Raw genomic sequence first — 18,377 nt, 5'->3', positions numbered from 1 at the left:
GAGCGCTGCGGTTCTCAGGCACGGCCAAGAGCCTCATGCGCGGGCACCCCGCCGGGACGGGCCGACGCGCGCCGACTCGGCCGTCCCCTTTCGTGTAACCGCCCGCGCACTCCTCGTGTCCGCCGGTACGATCACGGCACGCGAGCGGGGGGCTCGTGTGCGAGGGGGGCGGGGATGAGCGACGGCAACACCGTTGTGCGCAGGAGCACTTGGCAGTGGAGGTTAGCCGCTTCGGTCGCCACGACGGCTCTGGTGCTCAGTGGCTGCGGTTCCGGGGACGACGGCAAGGCGGCCGGACCGAGCTCTTCGGCACCTTCGGGATCCGGCGCCACAGCCACGTCCGGCTCTCCATCAGCCGTCACGTCCGGCTCGCCCTCAGCGGCCGCGACCGCGTCCTCCTCGGGGGACGCGTCGTCGCTGACGCCGTTCCAGGCGGACCCCGCCAAGGTGCCCAGGACGAAGAGCCGGGCCGAGGTGCTGGCAGCGGCCGTCGCGCTGAAACCGCAGGCGTGGGGCGCCGATTTCCGGGAGCAGCGGCCGGCCGTGAGCACTCCGGGCACCGTCGCCGTGCTGGACGAGCAGTGCCGGTGGGAGCGGCGGGCGCTGCCTCAGGGCGTCCTGGCTTCCCTGTCCCGCTACAGCGGGATTCCCGCCGCCGACGGCAAGGGCGAGCTCAAGGTGAGCGCGGCGGTCACCGTACACACCACCGTGCGCGAGGCCGACGAGCACCTGGCCACCACGCTGGAGGAGCCGCTGCGCTGCCGGCAGCAGCAGGTCCGTACCGACGAGCGGATCACCGAACTCATCTCGACCGCCACTCCTTACGGCCAGGGCAGCAACACCTACTCCGACGACCAGGTCGTGGAAATGGGCAAATATCTCACCGGAAGCGGCGCGCAGACCTACTACTGGTACGTCACCCGGCTCGGCACGGTGACTCTCGCGGTGTCGGTGAAGGGCGCCAAGGGCTATTCGGACAACGAGTTGGGGACGTACGCGTCGCGCGCCAACGTCGCGATGCTCACCCGCGTGGAGTCCGAGCTCGGAGGAGACAGCTGATGGAGCCGCTGCGTTCGTCGGATCCCGCGCGTATCGCGGACCATCGCCTGCTCGGGCGGCTCGGCGCCGGAGGCATGGGCGTGGTGTACCTGGCGCGCACCCCTGGGGGCGCGCTGGTGGCACTGAAGGTGCTGCTCGCCGAGTACGCCGAGGAGCCGGGCTTCACGGAGCGGTTCCGCCGCGAGGTCGAGGTCGCCCGGCGGGTCGACAGCCCCTGGGTGGTGCCGCTGGTGGGCGCCGACCCGGACGCCGAGGCGCCGTGGCTGGCGACGGCGTTCGTGCCCGGACCGTCACTGGGCGAGGCCGTGGCTTCGTACGGGCCGCTGCCCGAGCGCGGTCTGCGGCTGCTCGGCGCCCGGCTGGCCGAGGCGCTGGGCGAGGTGCACCGGGCCGGGCTGGTCCACCGGGATCTGAAGCCGGGCAATGTGCTGACCGCCCATGACGGGCCGCGGCTCATCGACTTCGGCATCGCCCGCGCGCCGGAGGACCGGACGCTCACGGCGACCGGGATGGTGGTCGGCACACCCGGATACCTGTCTCCCGAGCAGGCCGAGGGACGGGGCGGGGACGGCATCGGCCCGGCGAGCGACGTGTTCTCCCTCGGCTGCGTCCTGGCGTTCGCGGCGACCGGGCGGGCGCCGTTCGGCAGTGGAGCGGTCGACGCCCTGCTGTACCGGGCCGTCCACGACCCGGCGGACCTCGATGGGGTGCCGGCGTGGCTGCGCGAGGTGCTGGCCCGCTGTCTGGAGAAGGATCCCGCCCGGCGGCCGGATGCCGGTGAGCTGGTGCGGGAGCTGGCGGCCGACGGCGCCGCCCAGGGCGGAGGGACCTCCGAGGCCGCACCGCGGGACCAAGGCGCGTCCGGGTGGCTGCCCGAGCCGGTCGCCCGGCTGATCGCAGAACGCTCGGCCGCCGCGCTCGCGCTGCCGGACATCGAGCACACGCTGGCACCGTCCGGCACACCGGCCGCCGCCGACCCGGCGGAGCCCGACACGCGTGAGATGTCCGAGCCGGCGGAGCCGCGGGACTCCCTCCCGGCCGGCCGGCGTCGTTTCCTGCTGCTCGCCGGCGGGGCCGTGGCGCTGGCGGCGGGCGGGAGCGGGGCCTGGTGGGCGGTCGCCCGCGACGGCGGCCCGGGAGGCGAGAGCCCTGCCGCCGCGTCCTCGCGCCGGCCGGTGCACACCGTCGCGCTGCACGGCGACCTCAGCGGACCGCAGCGGGAGACGGGCCGGGCCCAGGAGCGCGGACTGCGGCTCGCGGTCGCGGAGTTCAACGCGCGCGGCGACGCCCCGTTCACCGTGAAGGTCGAAGCCGTCGACGACGGGGGTGATCCGGCGGCCTCGGCCCGGCTCGCCGCGGAGCTCACCGACGATCCGGCGGTCCTCGCCGTGGTCGGCCCGACCACCGACGACACCGGGCAGGCGGCACTCGCGGCGTACGACGCCGGGCTGCTGCCGGTCGTCAGCGTGTCCCCCGGCACGACCGCCCTGTCCCTCCAGGGGTTCCGCTCGTTCCTGCACGCACGGCTGCCCGACGCGGTGCTGCCCATCTACGTGAGCAACTACCTGCGCGGCGCGGGGCGATCGCGCAAGGTCGGCATCGTCGTCGACCGCCCGGCCGGCACCTACGGGACGAACCTGGGCAGCTCCCTCAGCAACGCGCTCGGCAGCATCCCGTACCCGTCCGTGCCGGAAGTGGTCAGCGCGATGCGCCGCGACTTCGGCAGCGCCGTGGACGCGGTGCTCTCCGCCGGGGCCGACTCCGTGTTCTTCGCCGGTCTGCCCGACCGGGGAGCGCTGATCGCCGCGACGCTGCGGGAACGCGCCTTCCAGGGCGCGCGGGTGTCCGGCCCGGCGCTGCTGGACGAACGGTTCCTGACGCAGGCCCAGGAAGGCGCCGAGGGCTGGGTGATGGTGGCCCCGGTCATCGACGCGACCCGCAAACCCGAGGCGCGGAAGTTCGCCGCCGCCTACCGCGAGCACTTCAAGGAGGCACCACCCCGGTACGCGGCGGAGGCCTACGACGTGACCGGGATGCTGCTCAAGGCCCTGGCCGGGCTGCCGTCGAAGGGCCGCACCCGGCAGAACCTGCTCACGGCCGTACGAAACGGGAAGTACAAGGGCATCACCAAGACGTTCGCCTTCGAGAAGAGCGGCATGATGGTCATCGACGGCACCGGCGGCTTCCTCTGGCGGGTGGACCACGGTGCCTTCGTGTACGACGGCCCCGCGCCGCTGACCGTCTGATGGAGCCCCTGCGGGCCGCCGACCCGTCCCGGATCGGCCGCTACCGTCTGCTGCGGCGGCTGGGAGCCGGCGGCATGGGCGTGGTCTTCCTGGCCCGTGCGCCGGGCGGGGCGATCGCCGCGGTGAAGACGGTCCGGTCCTCGTACGCCGACGAGAGCGGGTTCCGGACCCGTTTCCGCCGTGAGGTCGAGGCCGCCCGGCAGGTCAGCAGCCGCTGGGTGGTCCCGCTGCTGGACGCGGACGCCGACGCGGAGACACCGTGGCTGGCGACCTCGTACGTGCCGGGGCCCTCGCTCGCCGAGGCGGTGCACGCGTTCGGGCCGCTGTCGCTCGCTTCCGTGCGCGTGCTGGGCGTGCGACTCGCCGAAGCGCTCGAGGCGGTGCACGCGGCCGGTCTCGTGCACCGCGACGTGAAGCCGGGGAACGTCCTGCTGGCCCCGGACGGGCCACGGCTCATCGACTTCGGCATCGCCCGCGCGCCGGAGGCCACGGCGCTCACTTCCAGCGGCGTGATCATCGGCTCGCCCGGCTTCCTGTCACCCGAGCAGGCGCGGGCTCGGGGCGGCGAGATCGGCCCGCCCAGTGACGTGTTCTCGCTGGGGTGCGTACTGGCGTTCGCCGCGACCGGGGTGCGGCCGTTCGGTGACGGCGCGGCGGCGGGGGTGCTGCTGCGCACGATCTACCAGGAGCCCGATCCGGCGGCGCTCCCGGACGGTCTGACACCCCTGCTGAGTGCCTGTCTGCACAAGGATCCGGCCGCCCGCCCGGGCCTCGCGCGGCTCCGTGCGACGCTCGGGGAGAAGGCGGCGGCCGACTCCGCCGAGCCGTCCGACTGGCTGCCCGCGCCGGTCACCCGGCTGATCAACGACAGGTCCGCCGCCGTGCTCACCATCGGCGCGATCGAGCCGACCCAGGTGTCCGCGTCCACACCGTCGAGCACGGCCAGCACAGGCAGCACGGCCAGCACGGCGAGTAGTACGGCGTCACCGGAGGCCGCGACGCTGACGGCCGTCACCGCCACCCGCCCCACCCCGCGCGCGGTCGGCCGCCGCGGCTTCCTGCGCCTCGGCTCGACGGCGGGACTCCTCGCGATGGGCGGTGGCGGGGCCTGGTGGTGGAGCACCCGGGCGAAGCCAGGAACGTCCACGTCGTCCGGGACCGGCCCCCGGCGCCCCGAACTGGTCGTGGCGTTCCACGGCGATCTGACCGGAGCCCGCAAGGAGAGCGGGAAGGCCCAGCTCGACGGTGCCCGGCTGGCCGTCGAACAGCTCAACGCGCGGAGCGACCACCCTTTCCGGCTGAAGCTGCGGACGTACGACGACGGCGGCGACACCGGGCGGGCCGGCGAGCTGGCCTCCCGGCTGGCGAAGGACGCCGCGGTGCTCGCCGTACTGGGCCCCACCACCGACGCCTGCTTCCGCGCCACCGAGAGGACGTACACCGAGGCGGTGATGCCCGTCGTGTCCGTCTCGGTGGGCACCGACACACTGAGTTCGACGTTCGGCACGAGCGTCTTCCACTGCCATGCGGCGCTGCACGTCACGTACGGGCTTCTCGCCGCCCCTTGCGTCCGCTACCTCAGCAACCACGTCGACTCCCGTCGCGTGCTCCTCGTGGACGACCGGGCGCAGGGCGACTTCGCCTGGATCGTGTGCGACCAGACCGAGCAGGCGCTGCGGCAGAACGGCCGGGACGTCACGGTGACCCGAGTGGCCGCCGGGAGGATCGACTACGCGTCGCTCGCCGCCGAGGTGAGGTCCGCCCGCGCGGACGCGGTCCTCTTCACCGGCGACGCGGCCCGGGCCGCCGGACTCGCGTCCGCGCTGACCGCCGACCGGTTCACCGGCGCCCGGTTGGCGACGGAACGCGCGCTCGACCCACGGTTCCTCGCCTCGGCCGGCGCCGCCGCGAAGGGCTGGGTCTTCGCGACCTCCTTCACCGACCCGACGGCCCGCGCCTCCGCCCGCGCGTTCACGGCGGCCTACCGCGCCCGCTTCGGCGCCGATCCCGGCTGGTACGCGGCGGAGGCCCACGACGCCGTGATGTTCCTGGCCCGGGCCTGCGACAAGAACGGCACCACGCTGACGGAACGGGGCGCGATCGCCCGCCGGATGCCCGAGATCACGTATGCCGGCATCACCCGCACGGTCAAGTACGAGTCGGGGTACGGCTACAACCACGACGGGATGTTCGAGTTCCAGGTCGTCGACGGCGCGTTCCGGTACCTGGGGCACTACCGGGACGCCGCGGTGTCGTGACGGCCCCGGACCAGCTGTCCGGGGCCACCGCTCGCGTCGGACGGCCGTCGGCACGACGGCCCGCAGAAGGCAGGTCGGGACGACCAAGATCCATCGCGGATCGGCGCCCATTAGGGTCGGGGTCATGACGCCATCCCTTGCCGGCAGTGCCTTCGACTCGCTCCTTCTCGACGCCGTGCCCGACCAGGAGGCACTGCGCCGGGCTTACGAACTCCCCGGCGACGCCGCCGTGCGCAAGCAGATGACCGAACTCACCGAACAGACCAGGCGGTTGATCGGATGCTCGTCGCTGGTCCTGGTCGCCAGCACGGACGCCGAGGGCAACTGCGACGTTTCCCCGCGCGGCGGCCCCGCCGGGTTCGTCGCCGTCCTGGACACACGGACGGTGGCGATACCGGACGCGACCGGCAACAAGCGTCTGGACACCCTGCAGAATGTCGTCGCCACCGGACGGGCCGGTCTGCTGTTCGTCATCCCGGGGCGCACCACGACGCTCAGAGTGAACGGCCGGGCCTGCGTCTCCACCCGCCCGGAGCTGCTGTCCCAGCTGACCGCCGTGGGCAAACCGCCGGCCAGTGCGCTGGTGCTGGGGATCGAGGAGGTCTACCCGCACTGCCCCAAGGCGCTCCTGCGCAGCGGGGCCTGGAAGCCGGACCAGTGGCTGTCGGCGGACGCCCAGCCGACCTCGGCCGAGGTGACGCTGGCTCAACTGCGGATGCCGGAACTGACGATCGCCGACATCGAGCAGGCGGAGGCGGATTCGCTGAAGTACCGCTACGAGTAGCGGGCCGCCGACAGCGATCGCCGAACCACCAGCAGCACGCCGAATCCCCGGACCGGCATGCCCCGAGCGCCGTCGCGGGGCCTCCCGTGAGGTCACCCGCGGCGTCGGCGGTCCGGCCGCCGCCTCGGCGACGGGTTCGCCCTGCCCGATGCCGTCGGAACCGGCGGACAGGCAGGCGATCACCCTTCTACGCTGGCGGCATGACGGGATATCCGGGCTTCGGTGTGCTGCTGGCAAGGCTGTTGGATCACAGGAAGCTGGACATCGGCACTCTGGCACGGCGATCCGGAGTCCCCGAACCCGAGCTCCAAAGGGTCTTCGCCGGCATCGCGCCGAGCCCGTCCCTGCTCCGACAGCTCGGACCCGCACTCGGTCTCCATGCCGCAGACGTGTTCGTGATCGCGGGGGTGGCCGTTCCGGACGACCTCGCTCCCCTGGACGCGGAGGCCGGGGAGTGGGTACCACAGGTCGTGAGGCGTGCCGTAGAGCTCCCGTCCGAGAAGAAGGGCGAGTTGCTCCACCTCGTCCGGTCGTTGCCACAGCGGAAGGTCGCCCAGTCACCGTCGTTCCCGCGGGTCGATGCCCCGCCCCCTGGACCGCCCGGGGCCCTGCTCGTCCGGATGCTCAGATACAGGAACCTGCGTTGGATGGGCATCGCCAGGGTCTTCCACTCCCTGACCGGCCGGTACTGGTCCGCGTCCACGTACGGAATGGTGGGCGCCGGCCGCAAGGAGCTGACCCCCGGCCTCGTGGCCGATTTCGGGACCGTGCTGGGTGTTCCCGTCGGCGACCTGGTCGCCCTGACCGGCGTCCCGCCTTCCGAGGAGCCCCACACGCAGGAACCGGCGGCGGCCGGCGTGGCCACGCTGATCTGGGACCTCCGGCGCCTGACCGCTGACCAGGTGCGGCACACGGCCAAAGCGGCCGCGTCCATGTGGTCACCTCGACCGGATCCCCAACGCTGATTACGTGTTGAGGACCGGTCAGCGTCCACCAGGCAGCCGTCGACCAGATGTCCGGATGCCCTCCCGCGGGCTTCGTCCATACACATCCAGGCGAACTCGTTCGGCGTCGGCACCGCCGAACGGTACGGGGACCCCGCGACCCTCGTCCGGCTGCGGGGCGGACCTTGACATGCAGCCTATTGGCTGCCTAAATTAAAGGCAGCTGGAAGGCTGCATATCGACAGGCGGCGGCCTGGGTACGGGGACGGGCATGGACGAGGTGTTCAAGGCGCTGGCCGATCCGACGCGGCGCGCGCTGCTCGACTCGCTCAACGCACACAACGGGCAGACCCTGCGCGAGCTGTGCACAGGACTCGACATGGCCCGGCAGTCCGTCAGCAAGCACCTCGCGGTACTGGAGGAGGCCGGGCTCGTCACGACCGTGCGGCGGGGCCGGGAAAAGCTGCACTACCTCAACGCGGCGCCCGTACACGAGATCGCTCACCGGTGGATCAGCCGCTACGACCGGACCAGGGTCCAAGCCCTGGCGGACCTGAAACTCGCCCTGGAGGAGCCCGCGATGGACGCGCCGACCTTCGTCTACACCACCTACATCCGCACCACCCCGCAAAAGCTCTGGCAGGCGCTGACCGAGCCCGCCTTCACCCGCCGCTACTGGGCCACGGAGTTCACCACGGACTGGTCCGTCGGCTCACCGATGACCTGGGACAACCACGGCGTACGGATCAGCGACCCGAAGCAGGTCGTGCTGGAGGCCGAGCCCTACAGCCGGCTCTCCTACACCTGGCACGCCATCACCCCGGAGCTGGCCAAGCGCTTCGACTGGGACGAGGAACTGCTCGCCAAGCTGTCCGGCGAGGCCCGCTCGAAGGTCACCTTCACGATCGAGGAGGCCGCCGCGCAGGTCGTGAAGCTCACCGTCGTACACGACGGATTCGAGCCCGGATCGAGCCTGGCCGAGATGGTCAGCCACGGCTGGCCGAACGTGGTGGCAAGCCTGAAGTCGCTCCTGGAGACCGGCGAACCACTCCCGGACGATGCGTGACCGGACGCTCGGCCCGACGTGTGGCCCGAGGTCACCGACCCATGCGATGACGCTGCCGCCCCAGCATCGATGGCGGACCAGAGAAAAGGCGTCAACCAGGCCGGCTTTCGCGCTCATCGCGCCCTTCGGGGCGGGGTGAAGACGTAGAGGTCGAGGATGTCGGGACAGGGGGCGACGCCGGGGCCGCCGGCTTCGACCCAGGCGGCGATGTCGTCCGTGGCCTCGGGGTCGTTGACGAGGCCGAGCCAGACCGGGCGGGCGCCCGCGGCACGTGCGGCGGCGGAGGGCTGGACGACGATCACGTTGGCGTGTTCGCACACGTCGAGGCAGGCCGCGATGCGCACCGGTGCGCTCTCGGCCAGGCGTGCCGTCTGCTGGGCGTGATCCACTCCGGTGACTTTCGGGCTTCCGCAGCAGCAGTCCCGGCAGACGACGACGCGGCACGGCGCCGGTTCGGCGGGGGTTCGCTCCGTAGGGACTTCGTCAGGTCGCTCACGAGATGTCACGCGTCACCCTTCACGCTGCTCGCACTTGGCGATGTCGCCCTTGCCGAGGATCGGGACGCGCGATGCGGCGACAAGGTCGGGTTCGGCGTCCGGGGTCTTCTCACAGAGCCGACGCACGGGTGACTTCGTGCTCGCAGTCGTCGATCCGGGCAGCCCGCGGCGGCGGACTTCGTCGTGTCCTCGGTGTCGTTCTTCGAGCCGCCGCAGACGGTGACCGGCACGGCGGTGACCGGCAGGGCGGGTGTCAACTGACGGGCGGGGGTGGGGAGCACGGGCAGACCTCGGGGTCAGGGCTCGTACGCGGAGCCTGGACTGTGGATGTCCTCCGCGCCGGGGCGCGGAGGTGCCGGCAGGTCTTCGGACTCGGGTTCGTCCGGTCGGGGCGCCTTCCCGGTCTCCCAGTGGCTCGCGTGCCCCGCCCGTTCCCCTCACCGCTGCGCGTCAGTTCCGGATTCGCACCGGATTCCCTGGCCTCGGATGAGGCTCAACTGGCCTGATGAGGCTATCAAGCCCGTCGTACCGTCAGTTCGTGCGATCGGTCACGGGGTACGGCAACCCGGGCCGATGGGGCACGGCTGTGCCCGCCACGCCCTGGAGCACCACGCGGAGGCCCACGAAGCCCATACGCGGCAGCCACTTCCTGGGCCCTTGCACCCGGGCCCACGGGGGGAACCTTCCAGTGATCGCTCATGTCTCGCCTGAACCCGGATGACGCGTCACGGGGTCACCCCCGGGGCCGGAGTCTCTGGCAGCGCTCGTACTCTTCGTTCACTCACATCAATCAATCGCTCGCAGCGAAGAGACGACGGAATCGATGATCGGCAGCATTGTGGCCCTCGTGGTGGCCCCGTTGGCCATGGCCGGGCTGGCCCGATGGGCGGCGGCAAGGAGGCGGCACGGCCTGGCAGCGGGCCGGGCCGTTCACTTCCGCTGCCGACTCGACGGCCGCAAGGGCCGACTGCTGGCCGACCCGCGCCTCGACGGACCCGTCTTCCTCGACCGCTCCGGCAGTGCCACCGCCCTGCCGCGCGGCGGCGAGGCCCTGGACGCGACGGTCACGACGACGGGCCAGGCCGCCTTCGAGAAGGTCGGCCTGCGCTACCGGACGCCCGACGGCCAGGTGTTGCGGCTGGGTCTGGGCACACACGACGCCCGGACGATCGGTGCCTGGCTGAGCGAACAGTCCCACCCGGCCCTCGCACCCGCCCGCCGGCCGCTGTTGCCGACCGCGCCGCTGTGGGCGGTGCTGGCGCTCGTGGCGTCGCTGTCCGTGGGCTTGGCGGCAGCGGATTTCGCCCTGCTCGGGAAACACACCTCCGCCGAGTTCGTCCGTCTGGACCGGGCCGAGGACGGCTGCGTCGTCAGCTGGGACGACGGTTCGCAACATGCGGTTGTGGACTGCGACACGGCAGCTGTCCGTCCCGGCGATCACGTCCCGATCATCGCGCTGCCCTGGCCCTTCCTGGGTGAGGCCATAGACACGCGGACCTCCTTGACGGTGGTCGCCGTCCTCGGGGGCGGCCCCGGTCTGCTCGGCCTTGGCGGTGCACTGGTCATCAGCCCGTTGGTCTGCGCCCGACGCGTCCGGAGGGCGGGCCGGGCCCGACCCGCGATCACCCCGAAGGCGGCCGCGAGCGACAAGGAGGACGACGACGAGGGCGAGGACACGTGGCCCGCTCTCGAGGACGACCTGAACCACGCGACCCTCGCCGCCGCGGCCCGTCACGGCGATCGCCACGCTCCGGGTCCCCGGGTGACCTCGCCACGCCGCGGCTTCGGCCGTACGTCCGTCTCGCCGCGCGTCTGGGTGCTGAACACCGCCCTCGGCACCGGTGCGTGGTACTTCCTGCCGCTCTCCTGCCTCGGCGTCCTCGACGACCCCCTCGACCTCGGGCAGCGGCGCTTCCTCGTGTTCGGAACGGTCGCCATAGTCTCCCTCGCCCGGCTCGGCTGGTTCATCGTGGATCGGTCCGCCCTCTGCGGCCCGGTACTGCGTGCCGCCCGTTCCGCGGCCGGGGACGACGCATGGCAGCCCATGCGTTACATCCGGCTGCACCCGAGTCCCGGAGAGCTGGTGCTGGTCCTGTTCCGCCCGGACGGCGGAGACGTGGCGGCACCGGTGTTCCTCCAGCGGATCTCACGATCCCGCGGCAGTGAGCGCCGTACCGTCGGGGGCCCTGCTCCGGTCGGCGACGCTCTGGTGCACGACACCGGCGCGGGCCCGCTGATCTGCGAGATCGACGGTGTCCGCTACCTCCCGAGGGGCCGTGCCGTCGCGACCGCCGCCGCCCCCGCACTCACGCGCGCCGAACTGCGCAACCTCGCCGAGAGCCACATCCGACCGGTCGGCCGACGTCAGATCAGGCGGTTTTGACGATGGTGCCCGCGCCTTCGAGGGCGGTCACCTCGTCGGGGGGTGCCGTGGTGTCCGTGACGAGGGTCTGCAGGAGCGTGGAGGGACCCACGTGGGCGAAGGCGGTACGGCCGAGCTTGCCGCCGTCCGTGGCCACGATGGTGCGGCGGGCGGAGGCGATGCCGGCCTTTTTCACCGCGGCGTCGTCGAGATCGTAGGCGGTCAGGCCGTCCGCGGCGCTCAGTCCGCAGCAGCCGATGACGGCGGTGTCGAAGCGCAGGGCCGCGAGTGAGGCGAGGGTGAGGGGGCCGGTGAGGGCTCCCTCGGCGGCGCGCGGCTGTCCGCCGGGCACCACCAGTGTGGCCGGGCCGGGTGTCTCGCCGAGCAGGTGGATGGCCTGCAGGGACAGGGGCATCACGGTGACGGGCCGTTCGCGCAGGAGGCGGGCGACCTCCAGACAGGTGGTGCCGCTGTCCAGCAGGACGCTCTCACCGTCGGCGATGAGGGCGGAGACTTCGGCGGCGATCCGGCGCTTGACGTCGATCGCCTCGTGCGCGCGCAACGCGAACGGGGGCTCCTCGCCTCTGAGCAGCAGGCTGCGCGCCCCGCCTCGGACGCGTTCGAGAAGGCCCTGCGCGGCCAGGGTGTCGAGGTCGCGCCGGATGGTCATCTCGGAGGCGTTGGTCAGCTCCGCGAGTTCCTGGACCGTGGCGCCGCCGGAGTCCCTCACAGCCTTCGCGATCAGCCCGTGCCGGTCTGCGTTGCTCATAGCGGGATTGAACACCATCAGAAAACAAACATGCAAGATGTTCATTACCGCACTTTTCAAACACACAATATGTTCGTTACGGTGCGCGGCATGGAACGTTCGCTTCGAGCCGCCCGTGCGGCAACCTATGTCTACTTCGTCCTGTGCGGCACCCTGATGGGCGCCTGGGTGGTGCACATTCCCGCCGTCGAGGAGCGCGTGGGCATCAGCCACGCGACGCTGGGCGGACTGCTGGTGCTGCTCGGGCTCGGGGCCTTCACCGGGATGCAGGTGGCTGGGCCGCTGACCGATCGCTTCGGCGCGCGCGTCGTGGTGCCCGCCGGCGGCGTGCTGTGCGGCGCGTCCCTGGTGCTCCCCGGTCTTGCCCACGATCCGTGGACGCTGGCCGGAGCCCTGCTGGTCTTCGGGTTCTGCAACGGCTGTCTGGACGTGAGCATGAACGCGCACGCCGTGCACGTGGAGAAGGCGTACGGCCGGCCCGTCATGTCAGGTTTCCACGCCACCTTCTCTGTCGGCGGCGTCATCGCCTCGCTCGTCGGGGCGGGTGCCGCGACCGCCGGCCTGGAGCCGGTCGCGAGCATGGCCGTCATGGGAGCTGTGGGCATCGTGATCGCCCTGGCGTCGGCGCGCGCCCTGCTGCCGCTCTCCCCCGCCGTTGCCGGCACCGGCTCCACGGAAGAGCCCGAGGTGGCACCGACCGTCACCCGGCGCGGAGCCGGGGGGCGCGTCTGGCTCCTCGCCGTCCTGGCGCTGATGGTCATGCTGTGCGAAGGCGCCGCCAACGACTGGAGCGCTCTGCACCTGAAGGATGTCCTCGGTGCGTCCGTCGGCACGGCCGCCTTCGCGTACGGCACCTTCGCGGCGGCCATGACCATCGGCCGGCTCGTCGCCGACCGCCTCGTCACGCGGTTCGGTTCCGTGGCGATCCTGCGCCACGGCGCGGCCATGGCCGCCGTCGGCATCACGCTCGTGGCTCTCGGCCCGTGGATGTGGGCCGCGTTCACCGGCTGGGCGCTGTTCGGCCTGGGCCTGTCCGGCACCGTCCCGCAACTGTTCAGCGCGGCCGGGCACACCGATCCCGCGGCCGCCGGTGCCAACGTCTCCCGTGTCGCCGGGCTCGGCTACGTCGGCATGCTCGCCGGTCCCGCCGTCATCGGCTGGCTGACCCATCTCGTGGCCCTGAACCACGCGTTCGTCCTGCTGACCCTGCTGTGTGTGACGACCGCCGTGGCCGCCGGGATCCTGCGCACCGGGTCCGACCGCACGCCCCAGTACGAGACGGCACGGAGCGGCCACTGACCGCCGGCGCGGCACGCTCCCAGAGCCCGTGCCGCACAAGGCCTTCTCATCGGTCGGGCTCGCCGCTTCGGGCGAGGTGCCGGAGTTGCCGTTCGTGCACGCCGGGCAGCCAATCCCTGCCGTACGTGGCCGACGGGCCGACCCGCGGGTCGGCGGGGGCCCGGGCGTCACGCAAGGCGTGCACGTACGCGCGATCCTGGCCGATCCGTGCGCGTACCTCGTCACCGCGGCCGACGGACCCGTGCCCGGGGACGACGACATCGACGTCGTCCGCCACGTCCTCGAGCAGCCTCAGTGCGGCGAGGTGGTTCTCGACCGGGTCAGCGGTGTCGTTCAGGTCGAGCATCGGAATCAGTACGTCGGAGAGCATGTCGCCTGCGACGAGAACACCGTGTTCCTCGATCAACAGCGCCGCATGGCCCGGGGCGTGCGCGTCATGTTCGATGATCCGGACCAGTGGGCCGTCCCAAGGGATCCGCGCCGTCCCGGCGGGCAGACCGGCGATGAGGCCCAGCAGGTCCAGCGGTACCTGCTCGACGATGTCCGGCGGTATCAACGCGGTCACGCGGGCCTTGGCCCCTTCGTCCGGCAGGCGCTCCCGGACAGTGGCCGCGCAGCGTGCCGTGCCGTAACGAGGCGCCGGGCCCAGCATGGCGTGCCAGAGCAGGTGATCCCATGAGGATGCGTGGAGAACCCCGCCACAACGGCCTGACCTGAATCGGACAGGTCGTTGGCGAGGCAGACCATTTCGTGGCCCTGCACCCCGGCGTCGATGAGCAGCACCCCGGCGCGGCCTTGCACGACGACGGCGTTGCTCCGCACGAACTCGCTCTCGTGGATCAGCACGCCCTCGGCGACCTGCCTCAGCACAGGGGGCTCCTTCCGCTCGTGGTCCGCATCCGCCCGTCGGGACCGTGGTGCGTGCCGCGCGCACCGGCGCCGGCCACGAGTACCGCCCGGTCGTCGTGCGGGTGCTCGACCACGTAGACGCGTAGGTCGTCACGGACGGCATCGGCATCGGCATCCCACTCTGGCACGGCTCAGTAGGCGCCGCATGGTGTCGGGGGTCGCCTCCCCTGCCCCTTCGGCGATGGTCCAGCGGTTCTTCCGCGGCAGGTCCGCGAGCAGTCCCGGCGCCAGGTGGCCCGGAGGGCTGGGGCTAGGACCTGTCCGGTCGATCACGGCGCAGACGCGGGGTGTGGCACGCACTCCCCCGAGCTCTGCGAGCAGGGGGGACCCCCAGCGGCGTTGTCGTCGGTCGACGACGTCCCCCAGCCTTCGGCCGGGAGGTGCCCCCACCGCGTCGCCTCCCTCCTCCGCCTTGCAGCCGCACGCACCACACCCCGCTCACCGGCGCCCACCAGGGAGCGTCGGTGATCTCCGCCGTGATCGACCGGACAGGTCCTAGGGGGCGGCGTGCCATGTCCGGGCGTAGCCCTCTCGGAGGGGGCCGCCTGCGAGGGTGAGGATCTCCGCGGCGGCGTCGGCGAAGTCCTCCGGCTCGCCGTTCTCGCAGAGGCGGCGGTGGCCGTCGAGGAGCGCTCCGCCGTGCCCGGGGTCGGCCTCCAGCAGACGGCGGGGCAACCACTTGCCGCCCCCGGTCCAGGCTCGGCAGTGGTCGAAGAGGAGGTCCGCGGCGGTGCTGAGGACGACGGCGGCCACGGCGAGTCGCTCGACGACGTCCGCGGCGTCGGCGAGATCGTCCAGCGCATCGGTGAGCACGTAGCGCCGGCTCTCGACGGTGGCGGGGGCCAGGGCACCGGGGCCCTCACGCAGCGCGTCCTCAGCGTGCCGCTTGATGCGGGCGGCCGCTCCGTCCCGCTCGGAAAGGACCAGGCCGTCGGCGTACATGCGCTGCATGACTCCGCGGCGGGAGGCCGTGTCGGCGGCGAAGAGCTCGTCGAGGCCGGCCCGCGTGTGGACGAACAGCTCGGCCAGCCGTCCCTCGAAGCGGACAGTCTCCCGGCGGGTCTCGCCGCCGTCCTCGATCAGGATCGCGATGTCCAGGTCGCTGGTGGTGGTGGCGCGGCCGGACACGGTGGAGCCGGCGAGCACCACGCTCAGGGCGTCGGGGAACCGCTCTGCGGCGAGGCGCCGCGCCTGGTCGACGGGGTGGGCCGGGTCATCGGCGTCACTGCTCATGATCGCCAGGCTGGCACGCCCACCAGCGCCGGCGCGAGGGGTTTCCCGGCTCCGCCGCTCTCGGCACAGGCCCTCGTTCCGGATCGTGCGGTACGGCCACGGCTCGCCGAGCGGCGACGAAGGCCCTCGTTGCCGCGTCCCGTCCGCCGGCCGGTCGGCTGTCGCGGTGGGCCGTGGTCGGGGAAGACGTGGAGGCCGCGGGTGGTCAGGAGGGCGGCAGAGGCTGCTCCGTCCAGACCGTCTTGCCGTCGTGGGTGTAGCGGGTGCCCCACCGCTCCGTGAGCTGCGCGACCAGGAAGAGCCCGCGTCCGCCCTCGTCCGTGCTGAGGGCCCTTCGGAGGTGAGGGGACGTGTGGCTGGCGTCGGACACCTCACAGATCAGACAGTGTGTACGGATGAGGCGCAGGGTGACGGGGCTGTCCGCGTACCGGTAGGCGTTGGTGACGAGCTCACTGGCGACCAGCTCGGTGGTGAAGGCCATTTCCGACAGCCCCCATTCGGCCAGTTTCGCCGTGGCCAGCTCCCTGGCGCGGGCAGCGGCGGTCGCTTCCAGAGGCAGGTGCCAGGTGGCGAAGTTCTCCGGCGGCAGTACCCGGGTACGGGCCATGAGCAGCGCGATGTCGTCGGTGGGGCGGCGGTCCGTGGGCAGCAGCGCTTCGACCACCCCGTCGCACGTGCGCTCCAGAGCGTCGCCACTGTGGGCGAGGCATTCCTCCAGGCTCTCCAGCGCGGCATCGATATCGCCGCCGCGCGCCTCCAGGAGGCCGTCGGTGTAGAGCGTGAGCAGGCTGCCCTCAGGGAGTTCCAGGTGGTGCGTCTCGAACGGCAGTCCGCCAAGTCCGAGCGGTGGACCCGCGGGCAGGTCGAGCACGGTCACCTGACCGTCCGGCGTGGACACCAGGGGTGCCGGGTGGCCGGCGCGTGCCAGGGAGCACTGCCGGGAGACCGGGTCGTAGACCGCGTAGACGCACGTGGCCCCGAGCACCTGCTCGATCGCCGACTGGTTGCCCCCGGCGTTCGTCTCCACCTCGGCGGCCAGCAGACTGACCAGATCGTCCAGCCGGGCCACCACCTCGTCCGGTTCCAGGTCGAGGCTGGCCAGGGTGCGCATGGCGGCGCGCAGGCGCCCCATCGAGGCCGCGGCGTGGATTCCGTGGCCGACCACGTCTCCCACGACGAGGGCGACTCGGGCCCCTGACAACGGGATCACGTCGAACCAGTCACCACCGATGCCCAGTTCACCGCTCGCCGGCAGGTACCGGCAGGCCACCTGGACAGCCGGCAGATCGGACACCGTACCCGGCAGCAGACTGCGCTGCAGCGTCAGAGCGGCGTTCTGCTGCTGGGTGAAGCGGCGCGCGTTGTCGATGCAGACGGCCGCACGCGAGGAGAACTCATGGGCCACCGCGGCATCGTCGTCCTCGAAAGGCTCCGAATGGCGCACTCGCCACAGACTCACCACGCCCAGTACCAGGCCGCGTGCCATCAGGGGCACCGCGATCAGGGAATGGACGCCGAGACCCATGGCGACCTCGATCCGCCGCCGGTCCATGGCGTACCACTCGGGGCGGAGGGACAGCAGCCGTTCGAGAATCGGGCGACGCTCGGCCAGGCACCGCGCCTGCGGGGACTCCGGAAGGAGCGGGACCACGTCGCCCTCCTGGAACGGGACCCGTGGTTCCGGGGGCGACAAGGCCACGCGCAGGAGTCCACCCGCCATGTCCAAAGGCAGTTCGTCACCGAGTGTCACCGGCTTCAGGAGGTCCACCGAGCAGTAGTCGGCCAAGCCGGAGACGGCCACCTCGGCCAGTTCCCGGGCCGTCTGCGTCACGTCCAGTGAGGTTCCGATCCGGGCGCTCGCCTCGTTCAGCAGAGTGAGCCTGCGGCGGGCCCGGTAACGCTGGGTCACGTCCTCGATCGTCTCCGCCACGCCGAGAACCCTGCCCGAGGAGTCCTCCATCCGGAACGCGGAGACGGACACCATCCGTTCCCGCCCCGGAGCGTGGCGTGTGCGCGCCGACTGCTCCGTGAAGATCAACGGCTCGCCGGTCTCCAGGACGTGGCGTACCCGCTCCTCGGCCGGACCCGCGTCCTCGTCGACCAGGAACTCACCGGAACTGCGGCCCACCGGCGCCTCGGCCGTGATGCCGCTCGCCTTTTCGATCGCGCGGTTGACCCGGATCACCTTCCTGTCCGGACCGTGGATGGCCAGACCGATCGGGGACCGGTGGTACAGGCCGTCCAGCAGCGCGCGGTCCCGCTGCCAGGCAACGATTTCCGAGGCAGGGGCACCGACCAGGAACCACTCTTGACGATCTCCGTCGCGGGTGATCGCGCGGGCCCGGAAACCCATCTCCACACGCCGTCCGTCGTGGTGCCGGACGGGCAGGACTCCGAACCAGCCCCCTGCCCTCATGGCGTCCACGACGACGGACCGCGCGACAGGCAGGTCCCGGGCGTCGACCAGGAGGTCCCGCCACGCCCGTCCGATCACTTCCTTGGCGCGGTAGCCCAGCAGCTCCTGCGCACGTGCGCTCCAGCCGACCACCGTGCCGTGATCGTCGAGCACGGCCGAAGCGGCATGCCCCAGGGCGAACGGATCCTCCGGACTCTCACTGAAATGCATCGAGGGCGTCCCCATAACCACCACTTTGCCTCCGTGACTCCGATGTTCCTCCTCCCGGTCTCCGTCCGCGACTCTCCCGTTCCTCCCGGCTCGGCGGTTCGACAGGAGTGACATGGCGGCGCTCAGCGTGTGCAGGCACACGCCTGCAGGGACAGGCACATGCCTGCGAAGGGGGTGGCCACGTCTCGGGACCGCTTCGTCACGGAGGCCGGCGAAGGCGAGGAAGTGTGCGGTCTTGCGCTCGTGGCGTCGGTGGAGGCGGCGGCGTCCGGCAAGCCCGGTCATCGTTCGATCCGGCCGGGCCCGACCCCGTGGTGCGAAGGTT

13 protein-coding genes, 1 pseudogene and 1 riboswitch are annotated in these 18,377 nt (G+C 72.0%); of the genes and pseudogenes, 8 read left to right on the top strand and 6 right to left on the bottom strand.

The features are described from left to right. Positions 1 to 174: 174 nt before the first annotated feature. The 6 genes from ACFYW9_RS15075 (at position 175) to ACFYW9_RS15050 (ending at position 8,357) form a co-directional block, all read left to right on the top strand. Positions 175 to 1,059 (top strand): hypothetical protein, encoded by an 885-nt coding sequence (locus tag ACFYW9_RS15075; protein ID WP_389149506.1) that lies wholly within the window; start codon positions 175 to 177, stop codon positions 1,057 to 1,059. Next, positions 1,059 to 3,305: a bifunctional serine/threonine-protein kinase/ABC transporter substrate-binding protein gene (locus ACFYW9_RS15070; protein ID WP_389149503.1), complete on the top strand. Its 2,247-nt coding sequence runs from the start codon at positions 1,059 to 1,061 to the stop codon at positions 3,303 to 3,305. Before ACFYW9_RS15075 ends, ACFYW9_RS15070 begins: the two co-directional genes overlap by 1 nt. Then, positions 3,305 to 5,563 (top strand): bifunctional serine/threonine-protein kinase/ABC transporter substrate-binding protein, encoded by a 2,259-nt coding sequence (locus ACFYW9_RS15065; RefSeq protein ID WP_389149500.1) that lies wholly within the window; start codon positions 3,305 to 3,307, stop codon positions 5,561 to 5,563. The genes ACFYW9_RS15070 and ACFYW9_RS15065 overlap by 1 nt, the downstream gene beginning before the upstream one ends. Before the next feature lie 124 nt (positions 5,564 to 5,687). Further along, positions 5,688 to 6,347, top strand: a complete 660-nt coding sequence (locus tag ACFYW9_RS15060) for an MSMEG_1061 family FMN-dependent PPOX-type flavoprotein (RefSeq protein WP_389149496.1) — start codon at positions 5,688 to 5,690, stop codon at positions 6,345 to 6,347. A gap of 200 nt (positions 6,348 to 6,547) precedes the next feature. Continuing rightward, positions 6,548 to 7,312: a hypothetical protein gene (locus ACFYW9_RS15055; protein ID WP_389149493.1), complete on the top strand. Its 765-nt coding sequence runs from the start codon at positions 6,548 to 6,550 to the stop codon at positions 7,310 to 7,312. Between the two features lie 250 nt (positions 7,313 to 7,562). Then, positions 7,563 to 8,357 carry an ArsR/SmtB family transcription factor gene (locus ACFYW9_RS15050; protein ID WP_389149490.1) on the top strand — a complete coding sequence of 265 codons (795 nt, stop codon included), beginning with the start codon at positions 7,563 to 7,565 and terminating at the stop codon, positions 8,355 to 8,357. Positions 8,358 to 8,470: 113 nt separating this feature from the next. Here ACFYW9_RS15050 and ACFYW9_RS15045 read toward each other — a convergent pair whose 3' ends face one another. Further along, entirely contained in the window at positions 8,471 to 8,863 is a 393-nt protein-coding gene (locus ACFYW9_RS15045; RefSeq protein ID WP_389149487.1) for a (2Fe-2S) ferredoxin domain-containing protein, read from the bottom strand. A gap of 330 nt (positions 8,864 to 9,193) precedes the next feature. Continuing rightward, positions 9,194 to 9,371, bottom strand: a riboswitch (cobalamin riboswitch). 306 nt (positions 9,372 to 9,677) lie between these two features. Between ACFYW9_RS15045 and ACFYW9_RS15040 the strand changes: the two genes are divergently transcribed. Further along, positions 9,678 to 11,237 (top strand): hypothetical protein, encoded by a 1,560-nt coding sequence (locus tag ACFYW9_RS15040; RefSeq protein ID WP_389149484.1) that lies wholly within the window; start codon positions 9,678 to 9,680, stop codon positions 11,235 to 11,237. Here the strand turns inward: ACFYW9_RS15040 and ACFYW9_RS15035 are convergent. Beyond that, positions 11,224 to 11,985, bottom strand: a complete 762-nt coding sequence (locus ACFYW9_RS15035; RefSeq protein WP_351863712.1) for a DeoR/GlpR family DNA-binding transcription regulator — start codon at positions 11,983 to 11,985, stop codon at positions 11,224 to 11,226. The genes ACFYW9_RS15040 and ACFYW9_RS15035 overlap by 14 nt on opposite strands. Before the next feature lie 90 nt (positions 11,986 to 12,075). On the opposite strand from ACFYW9_RS15035, the gene ACFYW9_RS15030 reads away from it, so the two are divergent. After that, positions 12,076 to 13,284 carry an MFS transporter gene (locus ACFYW9_RS15030; protein ID WP_389149482.1) on the top strand — a complete coding sequence of 403 codons (1,209 nt, stop codon included), beginning with the start codon at positions 12,076 to 12,078 and terminating at the stop codon, positions 13,282 to 13,284. Positions 13,285 to 13,330: 46 nt separating this feature from the next. On the opposite strand, the gene ACFYW9_RS15025 is transcribed toward ACFYW9_RS15030, so the two are convergent. The 4 genes and pseudogenes from ACFYW9_RS15025 to ACFYW9_RS15010 form a co-directional block, all read right to left on the bottom strand. Next, positions 13,331 to 13,936: an MBL fold metallo-hydrolase gene (locus ACFYW9_RS15025; protein WP_389149479.1), complete on the bottom strand. Its 606-nt coding sequence runs from the start codon at positions 13,934 to 13,936 to the stop codon at positions 13,331 to 13,333. 292 nt (positions 13,937 to 14,228) lie between these two features. Further along, positions 14,229 to 14,466, bottom strand: a pseudogene (locus ACFYW9_RS15020) (IS701 family transposase); the annotation flags it as partial. Positions 14,467 to 14,688: 222 nt separating this feature from the next. Continuing rightward, positions 14,689 to 15,426, bottom strand: coding sequence for a nucleotidyltransferase domain-containing protein (locus ACFYW9_RS15015; RefSeq protein ID WP_389149476.1), 738 nt, complete (start codon positions 15,424 to 15,426; stop codon positions 14,689 to 14,691). Positions 15,427 to 15,631: 205 nt separating this feature from the next. Continuing rightward, positions 15,632 to 18,052 (bottom strand): SpoIIE family protein phosphatase, encoded by a 2,421-nt coding sequence (locus ACFYW9_RS15010; RefSeq protein ID WP_389149473.1) that lies wholly within the window; start codon positions 18,050 to 18,052, stop codon positions 15,632 to 15,634. Positions 18,053 to 18,377: the final 325 nt, after the last annotated feature.

The sequence above is a fragment of the Streptomyces sp. NPDC002698 genome (genome assembly GCF_042888945.1).
Taxonomy (GTDB): Bacteria; Actinomycetota; Actinomycetes; order Streptomycetales; family Streptomycetaceae; genus Streptomyces.
This window is presented reverse-complemented; position numbering and strand designations above follow the sequence as displayed.